The organism is Paenibacillus rhizovicinus, assembly GCF_010365285.1.
Classification (GTDB): domain Bacteria; phylum Bacillota; class Bacilli; order Paenibacillales; family Paenibacillaceae; genus Paenibacillus_Z; species Paenibacillus_Z rhizovicinus.
In genome coordinates this window covers 4,204,812-4,228,473 of record NZ_CP048286.1, presented here as the reverse complement: position 1 = coordinate 4,228,473, position 23,662 = coordinate 4,204,812, and the positions used below count along the sequence as shown (strand labels likewise).

At 49.0% G+C, this 23,662-nt stretch carries 29 protein-coding genes; all 29 read right to left on the bottom strand.

What is annotated here, in order from left to right; genetic code table 11:
* Nucleotides 1–54 precede the first annotated feature (54 nt).
* The 29 genes from secY to rpoB all read right to left on the bottom strand — a co-directional run bounded on the left by secY (nt 55) and on the right by rpoB (nt 23,563).
* Nucleotides 55–1,356: a preprotein translocase subunit SecY gene (gene secY, locus GZH47_RS18965; protein ID WP_162642532.1), complete on the bottom strand. Its 1,302-nt coding sequence runs from the start codon at nt 1,354–1,356 to the stop codon at nt 55–57.
* The gene (gene rplO / locus GZH47_RS18960; RefSeq protein WP_162642531.1) at nt 1,357–1,797 is read right to left on the bottom strand and encodes a 50S ribosomal protein L15; all 441 of its coding nucleotides are present in this window, start codon (nt 1,795–1,797) and stop codon (nt 1,357–1,359) included.
* Between the two features lie 104 nt (nt 1,798–1,901).
* Nucleotides 1,902–2,087: a 50S ribosomal protein L30 gene (gene rpmD, locus GZH47_RS18955; protein WP_162642530.1), complete on the bottom strand. Its 186-nt coding sequence runs from the start codon at nt 2,085–2,087 to the stop codon at nt 1,902–1,904.
* Between the two features lie 13 nt (nt 2,088–2,100).
* A complete protein-coding gene (gene rpsE, locus GZH47_RS18950; protein WP_162642529.1) occupies nt 2,101–2,598 on the bottom strand; it encodes a 30S ribosomal protein S5 in 498 nt (165 codons plus the stop codon).
* Nucleotides 2,599–2,629: 31 nt separating this feature from the next.
* Nucleotides 2,630–2,998: a 50S ribosomal protein L18 gene (gene rplR, locus GZH47_RS18945; RefSeq protein WP_162642528.1), complete on the bottom strand. Its 369-nt coding sequence runs from the start codon at nt 2,996–2,998 to the stop codon at nt 2,630–2,632.
* A 63-nt stretch (nt 2,999–3,061) separates the two neighbouring features.
* The gene (gene rplF, locus GZH47_RS18940; RefSeq protein ID WP_162642527.1) at nt 3,062–3,604 is read right to left on the bottom strand and encodes a 50S ribosomal protein L6; all 543 of its coding nucleotides are present in this window, start codon (nt 3,602–3,604) and stop codon (nt 3,062–3,064) included.
* A gap of 30 nt (nt 3,605–3,634) precedes the next feature.
* On the bottom strand, nt 3,635–4,033 hold the full coding sequence (gene rpsH / locus GZH47_RS18935) for a 30S ribosomal protein S8 (protein WP_161705101.1): 399 nt from the start codon (nt 4,031–4,033) through the stop codon (nt 3,635–3,637).
* Nucleotides 4,034–4,063: 30 nt separating this feature from the next.
* Complete coding sequence (locus GZH47_RS18930) at nt 4,064–4,249, bottom strand: type Z 30S ribosomal protein S14 (protein WP_090583249.1); 186 nt, start codon at nt 4,247–4,249, stop codon at nt 4,064–4,066.
* 22 nt (nt 4,250–4,271) lie between these two features.
* Nucleotides 4,272–4,814: a 50S ribosomal protein L5 gene (gene rplE / locus GZH47_RS18925; RefSeq protein WP_162642526.1), complete on the bottom strand. Its 543-nt coding sequence runs from the start codon at nt 4,812–4,814 to the stop codon at nt 4,272–4,274.
* Nucleotides 4,815–4,845: 31 nt separating this feature from the next.
* On the bottom strand, nt 4,846–5,199 hold the full coding sequence (rplX, locus tag GZH47_RS18920) for a 50S ribosomal protein L24 (protein WP_211676334.1): 354 nt from the start codon (nt 5,197–5,199) through the stop codon (nt 4,846–4,848).
* 45 nt (nt 5,200–5,244) lie between these two features.
* The gene (gene rplN / locus GZH47_RS18915) at nt 5,245–5,613 is read right to left on the bottom strand and encodes a 50S ribosomal protein L14 (protein ID WP_161705097.1); all 369 of its coding nucleotides are present in this window, start codon (nt 5,611–5,613) and stop codon (nt 5,245–5,247) included.
* 42 nt (nt 5,614–5,655) lie between these two features.
* Nucleotides 5,656–5,919: a 30S ribosomal protein S17 gene (gene rpsQ, locus GZH47_RS18910; RefSeq protein WP_162642525.1), complete on the bottom strand. Its 264-nt coding sequence runs from the start codon at nt 5,917–5,919 to the stop codon at nt 5,656–5,658.
* 48 nt (nt 5,920–5,967) lie between these two features.
* Nucleotides 5,968–6,168, bottom strand: coding sequence for a 50S ribosomal protein L29 (rpmC, locus tag GZH47_RS18905; RefSeq protein WP_090583239.1), 201 nt, complete (start codon nt 6,166–6,168; stop codon nt 5,968–5,970).
* Nucleotides 6,158–6,592 (bottom strand): 50S ribosomal protein L16, encoded by a 435-nt coding sequence (gene rplP, locus GZH47_RS18900; RefSeq protein WP_161705091.1) that lies wholly within the window; start codon nt 6,590–6,592, stop codon nt 6,158–6,160. Before rplP ends, rpmC begins: the two co-directional genes overlap by 11 nt.
* A gap of 2 nt (nt 6,593–6,594) precedes the next feature.
* The gene (rpsC, locus tag GZH47_RS18895) at nt 6,595–7,257 is read right to left on the bottom strand and encodes a 30S ribosomal protein S3 (protein WP_162642524.1); all 663 of its coding nucleotides are present in this window, start codon (nt 7,255–7,257) and stop codon (nt 6,595–6,597) included.
* 13 nt (nt 7,258–7,270) lie between these two features.
* A complete protein-coding gene (rplV, locus tag GZH47_RS18890; RefSeq protein WP_162642523.1) occupies nt 7,271–7,606 on the bottom strand; it encodes a 50S ribosomal protein L22 in 336 nt (111 codons plus the stop codon).
* 43 nt (nt 7,607–7,649) lie between these two features.
* Complete coding sequence (gene rpsS, locus GZH47_RS18885; protein ID WP_090649075.1) at nt 7,650–7,931, bottom strand: 30S ribosomal protein S19; 282 nt, start codon at nt 7,929–7,931, stop codon at nt 7,650–7,652.
* 68 nt (nt 7,932–7,999) lie between these two features.
* Nucleotides 8,000–8,830, bottom strand: a complete 831-nt coding sequence (rplB, locus tag GZH47_RS18880) for a 50S ribosomal protein L2 (RefSeq protein ID WP_162642522.1) — start codon at nt 8,828–8,830, stop codon at nt 8,000–8,002.
* Nucleotides 8,831–8,892: 62 nt separating this feature from the next.
* Nucleotides 8,893–9,183: a 50S ribosomal protein L23 gene (gene rplW, locus GZH47_RS18875; RefSeq protein ID WP_162642521.1), complete on the bottom strand. Its 291-nt coding sequence runs from the start codon at nt 9,181–9,183 to the stop codon at nt 8,893–8,895.
* Nucleotides 9,183–9,806 (bottom strand): 50S ribosomal protein L4, encoded by a 624-nt coding sequence (gene rplD, locus GZH47_RS18870; RefSeq protein ID WP_162642520.1) that lies wholly within the window; start codon nt 9,804–9,806, stop codon nt 9,183–9,185. The genes rplW and rplD overlap by 1 nt, the downstream gene beginning before the upstream one ends.
* Nucleotides 9,807–9,832: 26 nt before the next feature.
* Nucleotides 9,833–10,453, bottom strand: coding sequence for a 50S ribosomal protein L3 (gene rplC, locus GZH47_RS18865; protein ID WP_162642519.1), 621 nt, complete (start codon nt 10,451–10,453; stop codon nt 9,833–9,835).
* 40 nt (nt 10,454–10,493) lie between these two features.
* Nucleotides 10,494–10,802, bottom strand: a complete 309-nt coding sequence (gene rpsJ / locus GZH47_RS18860; protein WP_005544556.1) for a 30S ribosomal protein S10 — start codon at nt 10,800–10,802, stop codon at nt 10,494–10,496.
* 463 nt (nt 10,803–11,265) lie between these two features.
* The gene (tuf, locus tag GZH47_RS18855) at nt 11,266–12,456 is read right to left on the bottom strand and encodes an elongation factor Tu (RefSeq protein WP_162642518.1); all 1,191 of its coding nucleotides are present in this window, start codon (nt 12,454–12,456) and stop codon (nt 11,266–11,268) included.
* A 114-nt stretch (nt 12,457–12,570) separates the two neighbouring features.
* Nucleotides 12,571–14,649 carry an elongation factor G gene (gene fusA, locus GZH47_RS18850; RefSeq protein WP_162642517.1) on the bottom strand — a complete coding sequence of 693 codons (2,079 nt, stop codon included), beginning with the start codon at nt 14,647–14,649 and terminating at the stop codon, nt 12,571–12,573.
* 29 nt (nt 14,650–14,678) lie between these two features.
* Nucleotides 14,679–15,149 (bottom strand): 30S ribosomal protein S7, encoded by a 471-nt coding sequence (rpsG, locus tag GZH47_RS18845; protein WP_161705072.1) that lies wholly within the window; start codon nt 15,147–15,149, stop codon nt 14,679–14,681.
* A 68-nt stretch (nt 15,150–15,217) separates the two neighbouring features.
* A complete protein-coding gene (rpsL, locus tag GZH47_RS18840; RefSeq protein WP_125663892.1) occupies nt 15,218–15,637 on the bottom strand; it encodes a 30S ribosomal protein S12 in 420 nt (139 codons plus the stop codon).
* Nucleotides 15,638–15,770: 133 nt separating this feature from the next.
* Nucleotides 15,771–16,001 carry a ribosomal L7Ae/L30e/S12e/Gadd45 family protein gene (locus GZH47_RS18835; RefSeq protein WP_162642516.1) on the bottom strand — a complete coding sequence of 77 codons (231 nt, stop codon included), beginning with the start codon at nt 15,999–16,001 and terminating at the stop codon, nt 15,771–15,773.
* Nucleotides 16,002–16,231: 230 nt separating this feature from the next.
* Nucleotides 16,232–19,855, bottom strand: a complete 3,624-nt coding sequence (rpoC, locus tag GZH47_RS18830; RefSeq protein ID WP_162642515.1) for a DNA-directed RNA polymerase subunit beta' — start codon at nt 19,853–19,855, stop codon at nt 16,232–16,234.
* Between the two features lie 144 nt (nt 19,856–19,999).
* On the bottom strand, nt 20,000–23,563 hold the full coding sequence (gene rpoB, locus GZH47_RS18825) for a DNA-directed RNA polymerase subunit beta (protein ID WP_192043526.1): 3,564 nt from the start codon (nt 23,561–23,563) through the stop codon (nt 20,000–20,002).
* Nucleotides 23,564–23,662: the final 99 nt, after the last annotated feature.

Sequence of the window (23,662 nt, the reverse complement as noted above, 5' to 3'; positions counted from 1 at the left end):
GGCCGGGTTCCGTCACCTCGCTAGATGCGCGGAATCCCGCTTGCGAACCTATTGTTATTTATTAATAAACCCTTTGTAGTGGCGTTTGATCAGCTGCGTCTCGATTTGCTTCATCGTATCCAGCGCAACGCCGATTACGATCAAGAGCGATGTGCCGCCCAACTTCACGTCACGAGGCAAATCGGCAAGTGTTCCGAAGAACACCGGCAAAATCGAGATGAGCGACAGGAAGATCGCTCCGCTCAGCGTGATCCGCGACATGACGCGTGTAATGTAAGAAGAAGTCGGTTTGCCCGGACGAACGCCTGGGATGTATCCGCCATTTTTCTTCATTTGATCAGCCATCTGCACCGGATTGATTTGCACGAACGTGTAGAAGAACGTAAACGCGATAATCAAGATTACGTACAACACCATGCCAAGCGGCTTGTCGTAGTACAAATGCGTTTGAACCCATTTTGCCCATTCGTGAGTCGACCAGAAGTTCGCGATCGTAACCGGGAACATTAGAAGCGATACCGCGAAGATGACCGGGATAACGCCTGCTCCGTTTACTTTCAGCGGAATGTGAGTCGACTGACCACCGTACATTTTCCGTCCAACCACGCGCTTGGCGTATTGAACCGGAATTTTGCGAATCCCTTGTTGAACGAAGATGACGCCAACAATGATCGCTGCCACAGCAATGACGATTGCCACTACTTTAACGATCGCTAGGAAAAGCGCATCGCCCGCATCCACAAATTCTTGCGAATAGATGGAACGAACGTGAGCTGGAAGTCTAGCCGCGATACCGGCGAAGATCAGGATTGAGATACCGTTACCGATGCCTCTCTCCGTAATTTGCTCACCGAGCCACATGAGGAAGGCTGTTCCTGCCGTTAGGATAATCGCAATCATAATATAATCCGTAACGGTTGCACCAGGAATCATATCGTACTGATATTGTCGGTTAAACCCAATCGCGGTACCAAAGCCTTGAACAAGTCCAAGAATAATTGTACCGTAACGTGTAATTTGTGCAAGTTTACGTTTTCCATTCTCGCCTTCCTTGGCCCATTCGGCCAATTTAGGAATAACGTCCATCGACAGGAGCTGTACGATGATGGATGAGGTGATGTAAGGCATGATCCCGATCGCGAAGATCGAGAACTGGAACAACGCCCCACCCGAAAACGTATTAAGCAAACCGAACAATTCAGAACCGGCCTGGTCAGTCTGTGTAAACACATCCTTATTAACACCCGGAACCGGAATAAAGGAACCGATACGGTAAATCAACAAGATGAACAGCGTGAACAGGATCCGCTTGCGAAGATCTTCCACTTTCCAGATGTTAGACACGGTCTTGAACAATTAGATCACCTCGGTTTTACCGCCGGCAGCCTGGATTTTCTCTACCGCAGATTGAGAGAACTTGTTTGCTTTTACCGTAAGTTGAACTGTGATTTCGCCATTACCCAGCACTTTAATGCCGCTTTGCGGGTTTTTAACGATACCTTGCTCATGCAGCAATTCAGGCGTTACTTCTGTACCTGCTGCGAAGCTGTTCAACTCGTCGATGTTCACAATCGCATACTCTTTACGGAACGGGTTATTAAAGCCGCGTTTAGGCAGACGACGGTACAATGGGTTTTGACCGCCCTCGAATCCTGGGCGAACACCGCCGCCGGAACGAGCATTTTGACCTTTGTGACCTTTACCCGCAGTTTTACCGTTGCCGCTACCGATACCGCGGCCTTTGCGGAATCCCTCTTTGCGAGAGCCCGGAGCTGGTTTGAGATCATGCAATTTCATCGTCGTTGCACCTCCTTAATGTTTTGCATTGCTTCTGTCAGAGTCTGCCCGAGGCAGTACTCCTTCACGAAGCATTCGTTGTCTTGCTAGCCCTGAATGGCTATTTATGCTTGTACTTCTTCAACTTTTACCAAGTGGCTGACACTATTGACCATGCCGCGGATAGCCGGGCTGTCGTTGTGGACAACCGATTGACGAATTTTGCGAAGTCCAAGCGTTGCAACAGTCGCACGCTGTGCCTCGTTGCGTCCGATTAGGCTGCGAACGAGGGTGATTTGCAATTTTGCCATCGTATTCTCCTCCTTAGCCCAAAAGCTCTTTCACGGTTTTTCCACGAAGTTTAGCAACTTCTTCGGCACGTTTCAGACGGGAAAGTCCTTCAAGTGTCGCGTTGACCATGTTCATGGAGTTCGAAGAACCAAGCGATTTGGTCAGAATGTCACCCACACCAGCAAGCTCCAGAACGGCACGAACCGGGCCGCCTGCGATAACTCCTGTACCTTCGGATGCTGGTTTCAGCAATACACGGCCAGCGCCGAAATGTCCAAGTACTTGATGTGGAATTGTTGTTTTTACGAGTGGAATGTGGATCAGGTTCTTCTTGGCATCTTCAATACCTTTGCGGATTGCATCAGGTACTTCGCCAGCTTTACCGATCCCTGCGCCAACGTATCCTTTACCGTCGCCTACAACTACAAGCGCGCTGAAGCTAAAACGGCGTCCGCCTTTTACAACTTTCGCTACGCGGTTGATTTGAACTACCTTCTCGGTAAGTTCCAACGCATTTGGATCAATACGCAAGTCGATTAACCTCCTTCATAAGTATTATCGATTAAAATTCAAGTCCTGCTTCGCGAGCTGCGTCAGCCAGCGCTTGAATTCTTCCGTGGTACAAATAGCCGCCGCGATCGAACACGATTTGTTCTACGCCTTTCGCTTTCGCGCGAACTGCGATCAATTCGCCGATTTTGCGGGCTGCTTCGGTGTTACCGCCATTGCCTACTTGCTCCACGATTTCTTTGTCCAGCGTAGAAGCCGAAGCTACAGTTACGCCTAGAACATCGTCAATCAGTTGAGCATAGATGTGTTTGGAGGAACGGAATACAGACAGACGCGGACGCTGCGTAGTTCCGTTTACTTTCTTACGAACACGCAGGTGACGTTTATGACGTGCTTTGTTTTTATCGCCTTTTGTAATCATTCGTTGTACACTCCTTTCCGTTGTCTTAAGAAGCTATTCGATTAAGCTGCCCTAAGTGGCTGCTTATTTTTTCTTACCGGCTTTACCTTCTTTACGAAGGATGCGCTCGCCTTCATACTTGATACCTTTACCTTTATACGGTTCTGGCTCACGTACGGAACGGATCTTCGCAGCAGTTGCACCAACGAGTTCTTTGTCGATACCTTTTACGATGATTTTCGTGTTCGAAGGAACTTCGAACTCGATGCCGCTCTCAGGCGTAATTTCAACTGGATGCGAGTAACCAACGTTAAGAACGATTTTCTCGCCAGTTTTGTTTGCACGGTAACCAACGCCTACAAGCTCCAGGTTTTTTGCAAAACCTTCAGTTACACCGCTAACCATGTTAGCAATGACGCTGCGAGTTGTACCGTGCAGGGAACGATGCAATTTATTATCGGAAGGACGCTCGATTGTGATGACGCTGTCCGCTACAACCACTTTCATATCTTTGTGGATTGCGCGGCTCAGTGTACCTTTAGGTCCTTTTACTGTGATAAAGCTGTTGTCCAAGTCGATGTTTACTCCACCAGGAACTTGGATCGGTTTACGGCCAATACGAGACATTGTTACACCTCCAATCGTTGTGACGGTTAATTACCAAACGTAGCAGACTACTTCGCCGCCGGATTTCTGTTGGCGAGCTTCTTTATCAGTCATAATGCCTTGGGACGTGGAGATAATCGCCATTCCCAAGCCACCAAGTACGCGAGGCACTTCAGTGCTTTTCGTGTATACGCGCAGACCCGGTTTGCTGATGCGTTTCAGCCCCGTGATAACACGCTCTTGGTTCGGGCCGTATTTCAAGAAAATACGGATAATCCCTTGTTTGTTGTCTTCGATATACTCAGCATCACGAATGAAGCCCTCGCGTTTCAGAATTTCAGCGATTTGCTTCTTCACTTTCGAAGCAGGCATTTCTACAGTCTCGTGACGCACAACGTTTGCGTTGCGAATGCGTGTAAGCATATCTGCGATCGGATCAGACATAACCATTGTGTAAACCTCCTTCCCGAACTAGGCTGATTACCAGCTTGCTTTTTTAACGCCAGGAATCTGGCCTTTGTATGCTAATTCACGGAAACAAATCCGGCAAATTTTAAACTTTTGCAAAACGGAATGCGGACGGCCGCAACGTTCGCAGCGTGTGTAAGCCTGCACTTTGAATTTAGGAGCACGTTGCTGCTTAACCTTCATCGAAGTTTTTGCCACTTGGTATTACACCTCCTGTGGATTACTTCGTAAACGGCATGCCCATTTGGGTCAGCAGTTCACGAGCTTCTTCGTCCGATTTTGCCGTCGTGACGATGACGACGTCCATGCCGCGTACTTTATCTACTTTATCGTACTCGATCTCCGGGAAGATCAGTTGCTCTTTCAAGCCGAGTGTGTAGTTTCCACGACCGTCGAACGCTTTGTTCGATACGCCGCGGAAGTCGCGTACGCGTGGGAGAGTGACATTGAACAGTTTATCAAGGAAGTAGTACATACGCTCACCGCGCAGTGTTACTTTAACCCCGATTGGCATATTCTCGCGAAGTTTGAAACCTGCAATCGACTTCTTCGAGCGAGTTACAACCGGTTTTTGACCCGAGATCAGACGCATGTCTTCAACAGCTGCATCCAGCAGCTTGGAGTTGGAAACTGCTTCGCCGACACCCATATTGATGACGACTTTCTCGATTTTCGGTACTTGCATAACCGTCGAATAGTTAAACTTCTGCATCAGAGCAGGAGTGATTTCATTCAAGAAACGATCTTTCATTCTTACTGCCATGAAAAGTGGACCTCCTTTCCGTATCGGTCAATTAATCGATTACCTCGCCGGATTTTTTAGCGATCCGGACTTTTTTACCGTTATCAAGCACTTTGTAGCCGATACGAGTTACTTTACCGCTCTTCGGATCAATGTGCATAACGTTGGATACGTGAATAGCCGCTTCTTGCTCGATGATGCCGCCTTGCGGATTAGCTTGCGAAGGACGGGTATGTTTTTTCACCATATTGACGCCTTCGATAAGAACGCGGTTTTGACGCGGATACGCAGCAATGACGCGGCCTTTTTTGCCTTTGTCTTTGCCCGTGATGACCATAACCGTGTCGTCTTTCTTCACGTGCAATTTATTGTTGTGGGACTCCAACACTTTTTTCAACCGTGGCATGAGTTACACCTCCTGCGTGCATGCGCGGAATGCGCAAAGTCTTTATTAGATAACTTCCGGAGCAAGCGATACGATTTTCATGAAGTCACGGTCGCGAAGTTCACGAGCAACTGGTCCGAAAATACGTGTGCCGCGCGGGCTTTTGTCTTCTTTAACGATAACAGCTGCATTCTCGTCAAATGCGATGTAAGAACCGTCTTTACGGCGTACAGCACGTTTCGTACGAACGATAACCGCTTTGACTACATCACCCTTTTTGACAACGCCACCGGGTGTTGCTTGTTTGACGGAGCAGACGATCAGATCGCCGATATGGCCTACGCGACGTCCAGTACCGCCCAAAACGCGGATACACATCAGTTCTTTAGCGCCGGAGTTGTCAGCGACATGCAAACGTGTAAATGGTTGAATCATTTCAACGTCCTCCTTTCGGGAAAATGCTTACGGGAAGCATTCTTACAAAATAACAGCAGCTTCAACGATTTCGACCAGGCGGAACCGTTTGTCTTTCGATAACGGGCGAGTTTCCATGACTTTGACGATATCGCCGATCTTAGCTTGGTTGTTCTCGTCATGAGCCTTGAATTTTTTCGTGTACTTAATCCGTTTGTGGTAGAGATCGTGTTTTTTGTACGTTTCAATCGATACAACGATTGTTTTGTCCATTTTATCGCTCACGACTTTACCGACTTGAACTTTGCGGGCATTGCGTTCGCTCATGTTCATCCTCCTTCCACACATTCGTTATTCGTCACGGACGATCACAGACTAGCTGCTAATTCCGAGTTCTCTTTCACGAAGAACGGTTTTGGCACGAGCTATATCCTTGCGAACATCGCGGATACGAGTTGGGTTTTCCAGTTGGCCGGTAGCCAATTGAAAACGAAGGTTGAATAGCTCTTCTTTGAAACCAGCGACTTTTTGTTCGAGTTCAACAGAGGTAAGGTTGCGGAAATCATTAGCTTTCATTTGCTTCACCACCCACTTCTTCGCGTTTCACGAACTTCGTTTTAACTGGCAGTTTATGTGCTGCAAGACGCATAGCTTCACGTGCGATCTCTTCAGATACGCCAGCAAGCTCGAACATTATTTTGCCCGGTTTTACGACTGCAACCCATTTCTCAACGTTACCTTTACCGCTACCCATCCGGACTTCAAGAGGCTTTTGAGTAATTGGTTTCGCTGGGAAGATCTTGATCCATACTTTACCGCCACGTTTGATGTAACGAGTCATCGCGATACGCGCTGCTTCGATCTGACGGTTAGTAACCCATGCAGGCTCAAGCGCTTGAAGACCGAATTCGCCGAAGGCTACATCCGTGCCGCCTTTAGCGCGACCTTTCATATGACCACGTTGTTGTTTACGGTGTTTGACGCGTTTTGGTACCAACATGATTAGTTGCCTCCTTCCTGTGGAGCTTTCTTCTTAGTCGGAAGGATTTCGCCGCGATAGATCCATACTTTTACGCCGATGCGGCCGTAAGTCGTATGAGCTTCCGCAGTTCCATAATCAATGTCTGCACGCAGCGTATGAAGTGGAACCGTACCTTCGCTGTAACCTTCCTGACGAGCAATCTCAGCGCCGCCCAAACGACCGCTAACGGCAGTTTTGATGCCTTTTGCGCCAGAACGGATTGTACGTTGGATGGATTGTTTCATTGCACGGCGGAACGAGATCCGACGCTCAAGTTGTTGTGCGATGCTTTCAGCTACAAGGATTGCATCCAATTCCGGGTTTTTGATCTCGGAAATGTTGATGTGTACCTTTTTGCCTTTAGCGATTTTGGAAAGCTCGGAACGCAGGTTTTCAACCTCGGAGCCGCCTTTACCAATAACCATACCTGGTTTAGCTGTATGAATTGTAACGTTAACGCGGTTTGCTGCACGTTCGATTTCGAACTTGGAAACAGCCGCATCTTTCAATTTGTTTTTGAGGTGCTCACGGATTTTAACGTCTTCCATAAGCAAGTCGCCGAAGTCTTTGCCAGCGTACCATTTGGATTCCCAATCACGGATAACGCCGATACGCAGACCGACCGGGTTTACTTTTTGTCCCACACGTTGTCCCTCCTTATTTTTCGGATACCACCAATGTGATGTGGCTGGTTCTTTTATTAATCCGGCTAGCGCGGCCCATTGCGCGCGGGCGGAAACGTTTCATCGTTGGACCTTGGTTAACGAACACTTGCGAAATGACAAGTTTGTTAACGTCCAATTGGAAGTTGTGCTCCGCATTTGCGATAGCAGAGTTAAGCAGCTTCTCAACGATTGGGGAAGCCGATTTTGGCGTATGACGCAAAATTGCGATCGCCTCGCCAACTTGCTTACCGCGAATCAAGTCCGCCACCAGCTGCGCTTTACGAGGAGCAATGCGAACGTGGTTAGCTAATGCTTTTGCTTCTGGCATGGATGAACCTCCTCTCGATCATTAATCCTTGCTATTCGAACGATTAACGACGACCTGTTTTCTTGTCATCGTTACCGTGACCTTTGTAAGAACGTGTTGGCGCGAACTCGCCGAGTTTGTGTCCAACCATATCTTCCGTCACATAAACCGGCACATGTTTCTTACCGTCATAAACAGCGAAAGTGTGTCCGATGAATTGCGGGAAAATCGTAGAACGACGCGACCAAGTCTTAACAACGGTTTTCTTGTTAGATTCGTTCAGCACTTCGACTTTTTTCAGCAGGTAGCCGTCAATAAACGGACCCTTCTTCAAACTGCGACCCATGGATGATCCTCCCTTCACGCTAGCGTTACGCGACGCTGCGCGTCACGCAGTTGACGCCAAGGCGCCTATTATTTCGTACGACGACGTACGATGTATTGGCTCGATGCTTTTTTCTTCTTGCGTGTTTTGAAACCAAGCGTCGGTTTGCCCCACGGAGACATTGGGGATTTACGACCGATTGGAGCACGGCCTTCACCACCACCGTGTGGGTGATCGTTCGGGTTCATTACAACACCGCGGACTTCAGGGCGTTTGCCCATCCAACGGGAACGGCCGGCTTTACCGATTTTCACGAGTTCGTGATCTTCGTTACCAACAGAACCGATTGTTGCACGGCAAGTCTTCAGGATACGACGAACTTCGCCAGACGTCAAGCGAATCGTTACGTATTGCTCTTCTTTACCAAGAAGCTGAGCATCCGTTCCAGCAGCACGAACCAATTGTCCGCCTTTGCCTGGTTTCAGCTCGATGTTGTGGATAACTGTACCTACAGGAATGTTCTCAAGCGGCAACGCGTTACCGATCTTGATGTCCGATTCCGGTCCGGATACGATTTTATCCCCAACTTTCAAACCTTTAGGAGCGATGATGTAGCTTTTCTCGCCGTCCACATAGTGGATAAGCGCGATGTTGGATGTACGGTTCGGATCGTATTCGATCGTCGCTACGTTACCAACAATACCGTCCTTATTACGTTTGAAGTCGATAATCCGGTATTTACGTTTATGGCCGCCACCGTGATGACGAACCGTAATTTTGCCTTGATTGTTACGTCCAGCTTTTTTGAAAAGCGGCGCAAGAAGCGATTTCTCTGGCGTGTTTGTTGTGATCTCTTCGAATGTCGAAACAGACATCGCACGACGCGCAGGAGAAGTCGGTTTATACTTCTTAATAGGCACTTCGATTCCCTCCTTAACCGATATCTCGTTTAATCACGTTGGGCCCGAGGGCCGCGCGTGAATTAAACTGTTTCAAAAAATTCAAGCTCGTTGCTATCAGCGCTCAGTTGAACGATCGCTTTTTTCCACTCGGATGTGTATCCGCTGTGTTTTCCGTAACGTTTAGGTTTCGCCGGCATGCGCAGCGTGTTCACTTTCGTTACTTTTACTTTGAAGATCGATTGGATCGCGAGTTTGATCTCGGTTTTGTTTGCACGAAGATCAACTTCGAAAACATAGCGTTTGTTAGCCATGAAATCGCTCGTTTGTTCCGTAATGATTGGGCGCTTGATAATATCGCGAGGATTTTTCATTACGCAAGCACCTCCTGTACTTTTTCAACCGCTTCTTTAGTGATAATCAGCTGGTCGTATTTCATAACGTCGAGAACATTGATGCCATCGGCTGCAACGAACTTCACGTTTGGAAGATTACGAGCAGAGAGTGCTACATTATCTTCATAGTTCGCTGTAACGATCAGTGCTTTGCGAGCCACTTTCAGGTTAGTCAAGATAGCAGCGAATTCTTTTGTCTTCGGTTGAGCAAACGCCAGTTGATCAAGAACGATGATTTCGTTGTCGATCACTTTCGAAGACAATGCGGATTTGATAGCCAAGCGACGAACTTTCTTAGGAAGTTTGAAGCTGTAGCTGCGTGGTGTTGGTCCGAAGACCGTACCGCCGCCAACCCATTGTGGGGCGCGAATGGAGCCTTGACGAGCCCGACCTGTACCTTTTTGTTTCCAAGGTTTACGGCCGCCACCGCGTACTTCAGAGCGTCCTTTCGTCTTGTGCGTGCCTCTGCGTTCAGAAGCTTGCTGAAGCAAAACTGCGCTATGCAGGACGTGAACGTTCGGTTCTACACCGAATACCGCTTCGGACAATTCAATCTCGCCCACTTGCGAACCGTTCACGCTAAAAAGTGCTACTTTCGGCATTTCATGTTCCTCCTTTCTTTAAACGATTATTTCTTCACCGTAGATTTAACTTTTACAAAGCTGTTTTTAGCACCTGGTACGGAGCCTTTAACAAGCAGTACATTACGTTCAACATCAACGCGTACGATTTCAAGGTTTTGAATCGTAACGGTTTCGCTTCCCATGTGACCCGGCAGATGCTTACCTTTCGGTACGCGGTTCGCTTGAATGGAACCCATCGAACCTGGTCCGCGGTGGTAACGCGAGCCGTGAGCCATTGGTCCGCGGCTTTGGTTCCAACGTTTAATCGTACCCGTGAAACCTTTACCTTTGGATGTAGCTGTTACGTCAACGAATTCGCCAGCAGTGAATAGGTCAGCCTTGATCTCTTGGCCAACTTCAAATTCCCCGTTTACGCCGCGGAATTCACGAATGTAGCGCTTAGGAGCCGTATCGGCTTTTTTAGCGTGGCCGATTTCCGGCTTGTTCGCTCTGCTTTCTTTCTTATCAGAGAAACCTACTTGAATGGATACATATCCATCGTTCTCTTGGTCTTTCTTCTGCAATACAACACAAGGACCTGCTTCGATAACCGTTACTGGAATCACGTTACCATCGGCAGCGAATACTTGCGTCATGCCAAGTTTTTTACCTAAGATACCTTTCATGTTGACACCTCATTCCCTTTCCATGTTGAGAGTACAATTCTTACAGTTTGATTTCGATATCTACACCGGATGGCAGGTCAAGACGCATCAATGCATCAACCGTTTGCGGCGTTGGGTTAACAATGTCGATCAAGCGCTTGTGTGTGCGCATTTCGAATTGCTCCCTAGAATCCTTGTACTTGTGTACCGCACGCAGAATGGTGATGATTTGCTTCTCAGTTGGAAGCGGAATCGGCCCAGACACGCCTGCACCGGAACGTTTCGCAGTTTCAACAATCTTCTCTGCGGATTGATCCAGAATTCTATGATCGTATGCTTTCAAGCGAATACGAATCTTTTGCTTAGCCATATAAGTCCCTCCTTCTATCGCCCAATTTAGTATCGGACATACTCCGCAAGAAAACCCGACACGCCCCTCATGGCAAAGGAGCCGTGTGTGTCGACAACCTCTTACATCATCGCAACGTCTCAGACCAACTTCACTATTATATCTAAACCAATAGGCGAATGCAACAAAAACCTCGTGATTTCAACGTTTTTTTATGTTGCCATGTTCTTCAAGCCCATTAAGACTTTGACGTTCGTGTCGTACTTCCCTGTTTAACTTAATTCGTCGCGCCAATTTCGTCTTTACTATTATTGAAGAAACGCTTTCACTGCAAACCTCAAATAATGAGAAAAATGTTTATTGAAGCCTTTGAATCGTAACATCACCCTAAACAGATACGATCAAACCAATGACTCGCGAATAAAGAAAAAGCCCTCACCGGGGTGAGGGCTTCTTCAAAGCGACAGCTTACGCTGCAGCTTTATTATTTTTGGATGGATGCTACTGCACCGGCACCAACTGTACGGCCGCCTTCGCGGATAGCGAAGCGAGTACCGTCTTCAATTGCGATTGGAGCGATCAGTTCAACAGTAACCGTAATGTTGTCGCCTGGCATAACCATCTCAGTGCCTTCTGGCAGGGAGATGATGCCCGTTACGTCAGTTGTACGGAAGTAGAACTGTGGACGGTAACCCGTGAAAAAAGGTTTGTGACGTCCGCCCTCTTCTTTAGTCAGTACGTAGATTTGAGCTGTAAAGTTCGTGTGTGGTTTAACGGAACCTGGCTTAGCCAGAACTTGACCACGCTCGATGTCTTTACGGTCAACACCACGAAGCAATGCGCCGACGTTGTCACCAGCTTGTGCGGAATCAAGCAATTTGCGGAACATTTCAACGCCTGTTACCACGCATTTGCGAGTCTCTTCAACGATACCGATGATTTCGACTTCGTCAGATACTTTAACTACGCCACGCTCAACGCGTCCTGTAGCAACCGTACCACGACCTGTGATCGTGAATACGTCCTCGACTGGCATAAGGAACGGTTTGTCTGTATCACGTTGTGGAGTCGGGATATAAGTATCAACTTGTTCGAACAGTTCGATGATTTTGTCAGCCCATGCACCATCTGGGTTTTGCAGCGCTTCACGAGCTGCACCACGGATGATTGGAGTGTCGTCGCCTGGGAATTCATATTCGCTAAGAAGGTCGCGAACTTCCATTTCAACGAGTTCAAGCAGCTCATCATCTTCAACCATGTCGCATTTGTTCAGGAATACGACGATGTAAGGTACGCCTACTTGACGGGAAAGCAGGATGTGCTCACGCGTTTGCGGCATTGGGCCGTCAGCTGCGGATACAACCAGGATAGCGCCGTCCATTTGTGCTGCGCCAGTGATCATGTTTTTAACATAGTCGGCATGGCCTGGGCAGTCAACGTGTGCGTAGTGACGGTTAGGAGTCTCATACTCAACGTGTGCTGTGGAGATTGTGATACCACGTTCGCGCTCTTCTGGAGCTTTGTCGATTTGGTCGAATGCTACAGCAGCACCACCGTATCTTTTCGAAAGAACAGTTGTGATCGCAGCAGTCAGCGTTGTTTTACCATGGTCGACGTGACCAATAGTACCGATATTAACGTGCGGTTTATTACGTTCAAATTTAGCCTTAGCCATTGAACTCTTCCTCCTCAATATTTAGAAGATTATGTGATCGGCCGGACGAACGTCGCTTGGACGTCCATCATCCGGCCAAGATACAACTTATACCTTAGCGGTAAAGGACTTCGACTAGGAAGCGCCTTTGGACTTAGCGACGATTTCTTCCGAAATCGAGCGAGGTACTTCTTCATAGTGCGAAAGCTCCATGGAGAATACGCCGCGACCTTGTGTACCGGAACGAAGTGTAGTGGAGTAACCGAACATCTCAGCGAGAGGCACCTTAGCACGAACGATCAACGCGCCATGGCGTGTGTCCGAACCTTCGATACGACCGCGGCGGGAGCTCAACATACCCATTACGTCGCCCATGTACTCTTCAGGAACGCTTACTTCAACTTTCATGATCGGCTCAAGCAGGATTGGAGCACATTTGTCTTTCGCTGCTTTAAGCGCCATCGATCCAGCAATCTTGAACGCCATCTCCGAGGAGTCAACGTCATGGTAGGAACCGTCGACTACGACTGCTTTGATGTCAACGACCGGGAAGCCGGCAATGACACCATTTTTCATCGACTCTTCGATACCTGCTTGAATTGGAGCAATGAACTCGCGCGGAATCGAGCCACCGACGGTTTTGTTTTCAAATACAAAGCCGGATCCTGGCTCAAGCGGGGAGAATTCAACCCAGCAATGTCCGAATTGGCCGCGTCCGCCGGATTGACGAACGAATTTACCTTCGACCTTCGCCGCTGTTTTGAACGTCTCACGGTAAGCTACTTGCGGCTTACCAACGTTCGTTTCAACTTTGAATTCACGAAGCATACGGTCAACTAGAATTTCAAGGTGAAGCTCGCCCATACCAGCGATAATCGTTTGGCCGGTCTCTTCGTCCGTATGAGCACGGAACGTAGGATCTTCCTCAGACAGCTTTTGAAGAGCAATACCCATTTTGTCTTGGTCAGCTTTAGTCTTAGGCTCAACCGCAAGCTGGATAACCGGCTCAGGGAAGTTCATCGACTCAAGGATAACCGGGTGCTTCTCATCGCAAAGCGTATCGCCAGTAGTTGTATCTTTCAGACCTACAGCAGCTGCGATATCACCGGAGTAAACTTCGCTGATCTCTTGACGGCTGTTAGCATGCATCTGAAGGATACGACCGATCCGCTCACGTTTGCCTTTCGTTGCATTCACAACGTATGAACCGGAGCTAAGTACGCCGGAGTATACGCGGAAGAACGTCAGTTTACCAACGTAAGGGTCAGTCATGATTTTGAACGCCAATGCTGCGAATGGCTGGTCGTCAGCAGACTTGCGAACCGTCTCTGTACCATCTTCAAGGGTACCCTTGATATCCGGAACGTCGATTGGCGACGGCAAGTAGTCGACAACTGCATCAAGCATCATTTGAACGCCTTTGTTACGGTACGAAGAACCAGCGATTACAGGGAAGATCTTAACTTCGCAAACGCCTTTACGGAGTGTTGCTTTAATCTCTTCGATCGTGATTTCTTCGCCTTCGAGATATTTCATCGTGAGCTCTTCGTCAAGCTCAGCGACTTTCTCGATCAATTCCAAGCGGAGTTCTTCCACTTGTTCTTTGTACTCTGCAGGAATTTCAATTTTCTCCGGATCTTTACCAAGATCGTCTTTGTATTTGTAAGCAACTCGTTCAACCAAGTCGATTACTCCAACGAAGTCGTTCTCTGCACCGATCGGCAATTGAATAGCCACTGCATTTGCATTTAGACGCAGGCGCATATCTCTAACTACGTTAAGGAAGTCTGCGCCGATAATGTCCATTTTGTTGACATACGCGATCCGCGGTACGCCGTAACGGTCAGCTTGACGCCAAACAGTTTCGGATTGCGGCTCTACGCCTTCTTTTGCACTGAAAACACCAACGGCCCCGTCCAATACGCGCAGGGAGCGTTCAACTTCAACAGTGAAGTCAACGTGCCCCGGGGTGTCGATAATATTGATGCGGTGTCCATCCCACTGAGCAGTTGTAGCAGCGGAAGTAATCGTGATTCCGCGCTCCTGTTCCTGCTCCATCCAGTCCATCGTCGCAGCACCTTCGTGCACTTCGCCGATTTTGTGGGTACGGCCTGTGTAGAACAGGATCCGTTCTGTCGTGGTTGTTTTACCAGCATCGATATGCGCCATAATCCCGATATTACGCGTATTTTTCAAGGAGAACTCTCTTGCCATAATTCGATCTCCCTTCGATTAAGCGAATTCTACCAACGGTAGTGAGCAAATGCTTTGTTCGCTTCAGCCATTTTGTGCGTGTCTTCGCGTTTCTTAACGGACGAGCCTGTGTTGTTCGAAGCATCGATGATTTCGGCAGCCAGACGCTCCTCCATCGTTTTCTCACCGCGGTTACGCGAGTAGTTCACGAGCCAACGGAGACCAAGCGCTGTACGGCGCTCCGGTTTCACTTCGATCGGCACTTGATAGTTCGAACCGCCGACACGGCGTGCTTTAACTTCAAGCACTGGCATGATGTTCTTAATTGCTACTTCAAAAACTTCCATCGGATCTTTGCCTGTACGCTCATTGATAAGCTTGAACGCATCATACAAAATTGTAGCTGCTACACCGCGCTTGCCGTCAACCATGATACGGTTGATCAGACGAGTAACGAGTTTGCTGCTGTACATCGGATCTGGCAAAACATCACGTTTTGTTACAGGACCTTTGCGTGGCATGTGGAAGTCCCCCTTTCTTCTAGTTTTTCATTTTAGGGTGAGGATAACCGTTACCGGTTATTCCTGAATTATTTTTTAACTTTAGGACGTTTTGTTCCGTATTTGGAACGAGCTTGTTTACGGTTGTTAACGCCTGCAGTATCAAGCGCACCGCGAACGATATGGTAACGAACACCCGGAAGATCTTTTACCCGGCCGCCGCGAACCAATACTACGCTATGCTCTTGCAGGTTGTGACCGATGCCACCGATATAAGCTGTAACCTCTACGCGGTTCGTCAAACGTACACGCGCATATTTCCGCAGGGCGGAGTTCGGTTTTTTCGGTGTCATCGTGCCTACACGTGTGCAAACCCCGCGTTTTTGTGGCGCGCTCAGGTTTGTTTCTTCACGTTTCAGTGCATTGAATCCTCTTTGCAGTGCTGGCGATTTCGATTTAACGACTTTCGCTTCACGGCCTTTACGGACCAGTTGGTTAATTGTTGGCATGTTGCATCCCCCTTCCTCACATAGTAAAGCTTCAAGACATATTGGCTTATTAAGCCCACAGATCCAGGCGGTTCATAAAGAAACAAACGAAAGTTTTTACTTCACCTACTGGTTCGGTAAAAACGACATGTTCTTATTCGATTTCCGGTACAACCGCTGCCATTGCTGCACCAACTTCAATGCCGCAGGTTTCCCCAAGGCTCTTCATTGATTCAGACCAGGTGATCGGCACTTCTGCCGTTTCGCAAAGCCGAACAATATTGTTCTTCAGCCGCGGATCTGCATCTTGCGCAACATAGACGAGAGTGGCTTTGCGCTGCTCCACCATCTTCATCGTTTGCTTACTACCTATAACGTATCGCATAATAACCTTCCTTCCAAGTCAATCAAAACTGACAAGTGCAGAGGTTGTGCGATTAGGCACACTACGACATATTAGCATCTCTACTTAGGCTATGTCAAGCTTCGACACAAGATAATGTCATGCAAATTAAGTAAATCCTATATTCACAACAGAATGAAGAGCGAACTCGGACTCTACTGGATAGAGTTGCCTTGGTCGCTCTTCTCCCTTATGCAAATACTTGCTAGTTATTAAGATTCAATCGTTACGGTTTCGGCTTCAAGCTGCTGCTCATCGAGCTGCTCATCGTCCATTCCGGCCACGTGTACGCTTCTGTAGCGCTGCATGCCCGTTCCTGCCGGAATCAGCTTACCGATGATAACATTCTCTTTCAAGCCAAGCAACTGGTCGACTTTACCTTTGATCGCAGCGTCCGTCAAGACACGAGTCGTTTCTTGGAACGATGCTGCGGACAAGAAGGAATCCGTCTCCAGCGATGCTTTCGTAATACCGAGCAGGACCGGTTTCGCTACCGCTGGCTCGTTTCCAGACAGAATAGCTTCGCGGTTGGCTGCTTCATACTCGTGAATGTCAACGAACGCGCCTGGAAGAAGCGGCGTGTCGCCAGCTTCGACGATACGGATTTTACGAAGCATTTGCTTCACCATAACTTCGATGTGCTTATCGTTGATTTCTACGCCTTGGTTTCGGTAAACGCGCTGAACTTCCTGAAGGATATAGTTCTGCACGCCGCGGATACCCTTAATGCGCAGCATATCTTTAGGGTCGATTGAACCGTCCGTCAGCTCGTCTCCGGCTTCGATTTGCTTGCCTTTAACTACACGGATCCGGGAACCAAAAGTAACTGGATATACTTTGGATTCTGCCTCGCCCTGAACTTCGATTTCGCGGCGGTCTTTCGTCTCGCGGATGTCTTTGATAACACCGTCGATTTCGGAAATGATCGCTTGACCTTTCGGATTACGCGCCTCGAAAAGCTCTTGGATACGCGGCAAACCTTGTGTGATATCGTCTCCTGCAACACCGCCGGTGTGGAATGTACGCATTGTAAGCTGCGTTCCTGGTTCACCGATGGATTGTGCAGCGATGATACCGACCGCTTCGCCGATCTCAACGAATTTACCCGTTGCCAGGTTACGTCCGTAACAGATCTTACATACGCCATGACGAGCACGGCAGCTCAGCACGGAACGGATTTGCAGACGCTCTACGCCGGCAGCGATAATCTCTTCCGCTTTGTTCGAATCAATCAACTGATTGCGTTGAAGGATAACTTCACCGGTCTTCGGATTACGAACCGTTTCGAACGAGTAGCGCCCCTCAATACGGTCGTACAGGTCTTCGATGACCTCTTTACCGTCTTGAATCTTGCTAACCGCGAAGCCTTTGTCCGTACCGCAATCGTCTTCACGGACGATAACATCCTGTGCAACGTCGACAAGACGACGAGTCAGGTAACCTGAGTCAGCAGTACGAAGGGCGGTATCGGCAAGACCTTTACGCGCACCATGCGTCGAGATGAAGTACTCAAGGACGGTCAGACCTTCACGGAAGTTCGATTTAATTGGCAATTCAATGATTCGACCGGATGGATTGGCCATCAGACCGCGCATACCACCGAGCTGCGTGATTTGGGATTTGTTACCCCGCGCTTTGGAATCTACCATGAGCATGATGGAATTGTAACGATCCATCGATTTCATGAGGATTTCCGTAATCTGATCCTTCGTTTTGCTCCAGATCTCGATAACGCGGTCATAACGTTCTTCGTTCGTAATCAAACCGCGACGGTATTGATTCGTAACGACCTTAACTTTATCTTCGGATTCTTTCAAAATCTCTACTTTCTCCGGCGGTACGATAACGTCAGAAACGGCTACCGTGATACCCGCACGCGTTGAGTAAGTGAATCCAAGTTGTTTAATGTGGTCAAGCATAACCGAAGTACGCGTCGTATGATATTGACGGAAGCATTCCGCAATAATCAAGCCGAGGTACTCTTTGCCTACGCCGCCGATTTGGGCCAGGCCATCCATGAATTGCAGCAAATCTGCGCCCTTCTCATGGACAAAATATTTATCCGGCGTACCTTGCAGCAAGTTCACCTTTGTCGGTTCGTTGATGAAAGGGAAATCAGCCGGGAAAATCTCATTGAAAATGACTTTACCGACAGTCGTGCAAATCAGCGCTTTCTGTTGCGCATCCGTGAAGGACGTTTTCTTCAGCACCTTAACAGGCATAAAGATACGCGCATGCAGCGATACAATTCCACGCTGGTATGCAGAAATTGCTTCATTAACCGTCGCGAAGACAGATCCGAAGCCTTTTCCTTCTTTATTATCCATTGTCAAGTAGAAGCTTCCGAGAACCATATCCTGCGAAGGCGTAACGACTGGTTTGCCGTCTTTCGGGTTCAAAATGTTGCCCGATGCAAGCATCAACAAGCGTGCCTCAGCTTGCGCTTCAGCGGAAAGCGGTACGTGAACAGCCATTTGGTCACCGTCGAAGTCAGCGTTATACGCTGTACATACGAGCGGGTGAAGTTTGATGGCGCGGCCTTCAACCAAAATTGGTTCGAATGCCTGAATACCGAGTCTGTGAAGGGTCGGGGCACGGTTCAGAAGAACCGGGTGTTCCTTAATGACCTCTTCCAGTACATCCCAAACTTCGGGGCTGACGCGTTCAACTTTACGTTTCGCGCTCTTAATATTATGAGCCAAGTTCTTGTTGACCAGCTCTTTCATGACAAACGGTTTAAAGAGCTCCAGCGCCATTTCTTTCGGCAAACCGCATTGGAACATTTTCAAGCTAGGACCAACTACGATAACGGAACGACCGGAATAGTCGACCCGTTTACCGAGCAAGTTCTGACGGAAACGTCCTTGTTTACCTTTCAGCATATGGCTGAGCGATTTAAGCGGACGGTTACCTGGACCCGTTACAGGGCGGCCGCGGCGTCCGTTATCGATCAATGCATCTACCGCTTCTTGCAGCATCCGTTTCTCGTTCTGGACGATAATGTCCGGTGCACCGAGATCAAGCAGACGCTTCAGACGGTTATTACGGTTAATTACGCGGCGGTACAAATCATTCAAGTCAGACGTCGCGAAACGTCCGCCATCCAATTGAACCATCGGGCGAAGCTCCGGCGGGATAACCGGCAATACGTCAAGAATCATCCACTCCGGCATGTTGCCGGAATTGCGGAACGCCTCGATAACTTCAAGACGCTTAATCGCACGGTTACGGCGTTGGCCTTGCGCAGTGCGAAGATCCTCTTTCAACGTCTCGAGCTCACGCTCAACATCGATATCTTGAAGCAGCTTCTTCACTGCTTCCGCACCCATGCCTGCATGGAATCCGTAGCCGTATTTCTCGCGGTAGCTGCGGTATTCTTTCTCGGACAGCAGTTGTTTTTTCTCAAGCGGCGTATCTCCTGGATCCGTTACTACATATGATGCGAAGTAAATGATCTCTTCCAGCGAGCGGGGCGACATGTCAAGCGCAAGCCCCATACGGCTTGGAATACCTTTAAAGTACCAAATATGCGATACAGGAGCTGCAAGCTCGATGTGTCCCATCCGTTCACGACGTACTTTCGCCCGCGTAACTTCAACGCCGCAGCGATCGCAAACGACGCCTTTATAACGAACGCGTTTGTACTTGCCGCAATGGCATTCCCAGTCTTTCGTCGGTCCGAAGATCTTTTCGCAGAAAAGACCTTCTTTCTCCGGCTTCAATGTTCTGTAGTTAATCGTTTCCGGTTTCTTTACTTCTCCGCGGGACCACGATCGGATTTTATCCGGAGATGCCAATCCAATCTTCATATACTCGAAGTTGTTCACGTCCAACAAGGAGCAACCCTCCTTCGTCATGGTTCACTTTGTTCTTGCTGCTCGAAATGCCGCTCAGCCGGATCGTGCCCGTTCAGGCGCTCCCCGGCTTGATTCGCCCGTGAAGACGAATCGGCATCGTGTATTCAAAGGCCGTGGAAACTGTTACTCCACGCCGACTTCTGCACCTTCAAGATTGAGGTTCAGCTTATCTGAAGCGCCGTCGTCCTCGTCGTCGATCTCTTTCATTTCGATCTCTTGTTCGTCCTCGCTCAGGATTTTGACATCCATACCCAAGCTTTGGAGCTCTTTGATCAAAACTTTGAACGACTCCGGAACGCCAGGCTCTGGTACGTTCTCGCCTTTAACGATGGACTCATACGTTTTGACGCGGCCGACGACATCATCGGACTTGACGGTCAAAATTTCTTGCAACGTATAAGCGGCACCGTATGCCTCGAGCGCCCAAACCTCCATCTCACCGAAACGTTGTCCGCCGAACTGAGCTTTACCGCCCAGTGGCTGCTGCGTAACGAGCGAGTAAGGACCTGTGGAACGCGCATGGATTTTATCGTCAACCATGTGCGCCAGCTTGATCATGTACATGACGCCGACGGTAACTTCCCGTTCGAACGGCTCGCCGGAGCGTCCGTCGTAGAGGATCGTTTTACCGTTGCGCTGCATGCCCGCCTCTTCCATGGAATCGAAAACGTCGTACTCGCGCGCACCGTCGAATACCGGCGTCGCGGCATGAATACCAAGACGTTTACAAGCCATGCCGAGGTGGACCTCAAGCACTTGACCGATGTTCATCCGCGATGGTACGCCCAGCGGGTTAAGAACAACCTCTACTGGCGTGCCGTCCGGCAGGAATGGCATATCTTCCTCAGGAAGAATACGCGCGATAACCCCTTTGTTACCGTGACGTCCAGCCATTTTATCGCCTTCGGAGATTTTACGCTTCTGTGCGATGTACGCGCGAACGAGTTGATTCACGCCAGGAGGCAGCTCATCGCCGTTCTCGCGGGTAAATACTTTCACGTCCACGACAATACCGTCGGTACCATGCGGTACGCGCAAGCTCGTGTCACGCACTTCGCGTGCTTTCTCACCGAAGATAGCATGCAGCAAACGTTCTTCTGCCGTCAGTTCCGTAACCCCTTTAGGCGTTACTTTACCGACGAGAATATCGCCTGCGCTGATCTCGGCGCCAACGCGGATAATACCGCGCTCATCGAGGTTGCGGAGCGCTTCTTCGCCCACGTTCGGAATGTCGCGCGTAATTTCTTCCGGTCCCAGTTTCGTGTCGCGCGCCTCGGATTCATATTCCTCAATATGAATGGACGTGTACACGTCTTCCTTAACCAGTTTCTCGCTCAGAAGGATGGCATCCTCGTAGTTGTAGCCTTCCCACGTCATGAACGCAACGACAACGTTGCGGCCGAGCGCCAATTCGCCCATTTCCGTGGAAGGACCGTCTGCAAGGATATCGCCTTTTTTCACGATATCGCCTTTATGGCAGATCGGACGTTGGTTGATACAAGTTCCTTGGTTAGAACGCATAAACTTGTGCAGTTTATGTTTAATCAAGTCGCCCGTTACCGGTTTGCCGTCAACCATTTCGACGCGGCGGACCCAAATTTCATTGGCCGAAACGCGCTCGACGATACCGTCATGCTTGGAAACGATACATACCCCGGAGTCTTTCGCGGACTTATGTTCCATCCCTGTGCCGACCAGCGGCGATTTCGGAATGAGAAGCGGAACTGCTTGCCGCTGCATGTTGGATCCCATGAGCGCACGGTTGGAGTCATCGTTCTCGAGGAACGGAATGAGCGCCGTCGCGACGGATACAACTTGTTTTGGCGAAACGTCCATGTAGTCCACGCGCTCTGTCGGCATGGTCAAGATGTTATCTGCTTGCTTATTGTAACGAACGATAACCGCGTCATCGATGAATTTACCGTCGCCGTCCAGCTTGGCGTTCGCTTGTGCGATAACGTAGTTATCTTCTTCATCAGCGGTCAAATATGCGATTTGCTCCGTTACGATCGCCGTCTTCGGATCAACCCAACGGTAAGGTGCCTCAATGAAACCATACTCGTTGATACGAGCGAAGGTAGACAAGGAGTTGATCAAACCGATATTCGGTCCCTCTGGCGTCTCGATCGGACACATACGGCCATAGTGAGAGTTATGAACGTCTCTAACCTCGAAGCCCGCGCGTTCACGCGTCAAACCGCCGGGTCCCAGTGCGGACAGACGACGCTTATGCGTAAGCTCGGCAAGCGGGTTCGTCTGATCCATAAATTGCGACAACTGGGAGGATCCGAAGAACTCCTTGATCGACGCAATGACCGGACGGATGTTAATGAGCGCCTGCGGTGTAATCGCATTGGCGTCCTGAATGGACATCCGCTCGCGAACGACGCGCTCCATACGGGACAAGCCGATACGGAATTGGTTCTGCAACAGCTCGCCAACGGAACGCAGACGACGGTTACCCAAGTGGTCGATATCGTCCGTGCTTCCTACACCGTGAAGCAAATCAATGAAGTAGTTGATAGAAGCGATGATGTCTGCAGGCGTGATGTGTTTAACGGCCTTATCGATAACGCCATTGGCAATTACTTTAATGACTTTGCTCTCATCCAGCGGCGAGAATACGCTAATGGTTTGAAGAGGTATACTATCCGCATCAAGTACGCCATTGGCAACTTGATACGTCTTGAAGCCAACGTTCGTCTCCAAGAACGGAATCAATTCATCCAGCAAACGGCGATCCACGATTTGTCCTGCCTCCGCCAGAATTTCTCCTGTCGTCGGATCGAACAACGTTTCAGCCAAGCGCTGATTGAACAACCGGTTCTTGATATGCAGCTTCTTATTAATTTTGTAGCGGCCGACATTCGCCAAGTCATAGCGCTTCGGATCAAAGAAACGCGCAACGAGCAAGCTCTTGGCGTTATCCAGCGTCGGCGGCTCGCCCGGACGAAGTCTTTCGTAAATTTCGATAAGCGCTTTTTCGGTGGAATCGGTGTTATCTTTATCGAGCGTGTTCCGGATATACTCGTCATGCCCCAGCAAATCCAAAATCTCGGCATCCGTTCCAAAACCAAGCGCGCGGAGAAGAACCGTCACAGGAATTTTACGAGTACGGTCAATACGGACATAAATAATGTCCTTCGCATCGGTTTCGAGCTCCAGCCAAGCACCGCGGTTCGGGATCACCGTAGCCGTGTAATTTTTCTTGCCGTTTTTGTCCACTTTCGTGCTAAAGTAAACGCTAGGCGAACGAACCAATTGGCTGACGATGACGCGTTCTGCGCCGTTGATGATAAACGTACCCGTCTCGGTCATCAGCGGGAAATCACCCATGAACACTTCTTGCTCTTTCACTTCGCCAGTTTCTTTGTTAATGAGCCGAACCTTAACACGAAGCGGAGCTGCATAAGTCACGTCGCGTTCTTTCGACTCATCGACAGAATACTTAGGCTCGCCAAGTGAATAGTCGATGAACTCAAGCATCAAATTACCTGTAAAATCCTGAATCGGCGAGATGTCTTGGAAAAGCTCAAGCAAGTCCTTATCCAAAAACTTCTCGTACGATTTTTGTTGGATTTCAATCAGGTTCGGAACTTCGAGCACCTCGCGGATGCGGGCATAGCTTCTACGCGTGCGACGCCCATACTGAACAAGTTGTCCTGCCAACTTAACCTCACCCCTCATGTCTGCTTCACAGAAAGTGAACAATGACCTTGTATACACAAACATTGCTGTAACCAGAATGTGCAGCAGGCAAATTCTGATTCAAATAAAGAAAAGCCC

Bases quoted from the DNA above. Each gene is read 5' to 3' on its own strand.
- rpsJ (WP_005544556.1), bottom strand. From the start codon at position 10,802: ATGGCTAAGCAAAAGATTCGTATTCGCTTGAAAGCATACGATCATAGA.
- rplC (WP_162642519.1), bottom strand. From the start codon at position 10,453: ATGAAAGGTATCTTAGGTAAAAAACTTGGCATGACGCAAGTATTCGCT.
- rpsS (WP_090649075.1), bottom strand. From the start codon at position 7,931: ATGGGTCGCAGTTTGAAGAAGGGTCCGTTTATTGACGGCTACCTGCTG.
- rplX (WP_211676334.1), bottom strand. From the start codon at position 5,199: ATGCCACGGTTGAAAAAAGTGTTGGAGTCCCACAACAATAAATTGCAC.
- rplD (WP_162642520.1), bottom strand. From the start codon at position 9,806: ATGCCGAAAGTAGCACTTTTTAGCGTGAACGGTTCGCAAGTGGGCGAG.
- rpsQ (WP_162642525.1), bottom strand. From the start codon at position 5,919: ATGAGCGAACGCAATGCCCGCAAAGTTCAAGTCGGTAAAGTCGTGAGC.
- rpmD (WP_162642530.1), bottom strand. From the start codon at position 2,087: ATGGCAAAATTGCAAATCACCCTCGTTCGCAGCCTAATCGGACGCAAC.
- rplF (WP_162642527.1), bottom strand. From the start codon at position 3,604: ATGTCTCGTATTGGCCGTAAACCGATCCAAGTTCCTGGTGGAGTAAAC.
- fusA (WP_162642517.1), bottom strand. From the start codon at position 14,649: ATGGCAAGAGAGTTCTCCTTGAAAAATACGCGTAATATCGGGATTATG.
- rpsH (WP_161705101.1), bottom strand. From the start codon at position 4,033: ATGGTTATGTCTGATCCGATCGCAGATATGCTTACACGCATTCGCAAC.
- rplW (WP_162642521.1), bottom strand. From the start codon at position 9,183: ATGAAAAATCCTCGCGATATTATCAAGCGCCCAATCATTACGGAACAA.
- rplN (WP_161705097.1), bottom strand. From the start codon at position 5,613: ATGATTCAACCATTTACACGTTTGCATGTCGCTGACAACTCCGGCGCT.
- rpsG (WP_161705072.1), bottom strand. From the start codon at position 15,149: ATGCCACGCAAAGGTCCTGTAACAAAACGTGATGTTTTGCCAGATCCG.
- rplP (WP_161705091.1), bottom strand. From the start codon at position 6,592: ATGTTGGTACCAAAACGCGTCAAACACCGTAAACAACAACGTGGTCAT.
- rplR (WP_162642528.1), bottom strand. From the start codon at position 2,998: ATGATTACAAAAGGCGATAAAAACAAAGCACGTCATAAACGTCACCTG.
- rplV (WP_162642523.1), bottom strand. From the start codon at position 7,606: ATGCCAGAAGCAAAAGCATTAGCTAACCACGTTCGCATTGCTCCTCGT.
- rpmC (WP_090583239.1), bottom strand. From the start codon at position 6,168: ATGAAAGCTAATGATTTCCGCAACCTTACCTCTGTTGAACTCGAACAA.
- rplO (WP_162642531.1), bottom strand. From the start codon at position 1,797: ATGAAATTGCATGATCTCAAACCAGCTCCGGGCTCTCGCAAAGAGGGA.
- rpoB (WP_192043526.1), bottom strand. From the start codon at position 23,563: ATGAGGGGTGAGGTTAAGTTGGCAGGACAACTTGTTCAGTATGGGCGT.
- tuf (WP_162642518.1), bottom strand. From the start codon at position 12,456: ATGGCTAAGGCTAAATTTGAACGTAATAAACCGCACGTTAATATCGGT.
- rplE (WP_162642526.1), bottom strand. From the start codon at position 4,814: ATGGCAGTAAGAATGAAAGATCGTTTCTTGAATGAAATCACTCCTGCT.
- rpsL (WP_125663892.1), bottom strand. From the start codon at position 15,637: ATGCCAACAATTAACCAACTGGTCCGTAAAGGCCGTGAAGCGAAAGTC.
- GZH47_RS18835 (WP_162642516.1), bottom strand. From the start codon at position 16,001: ATGCGATACGTTATAGGTAGTAAGCAAACGATGAAGATGGTGGAGCAG.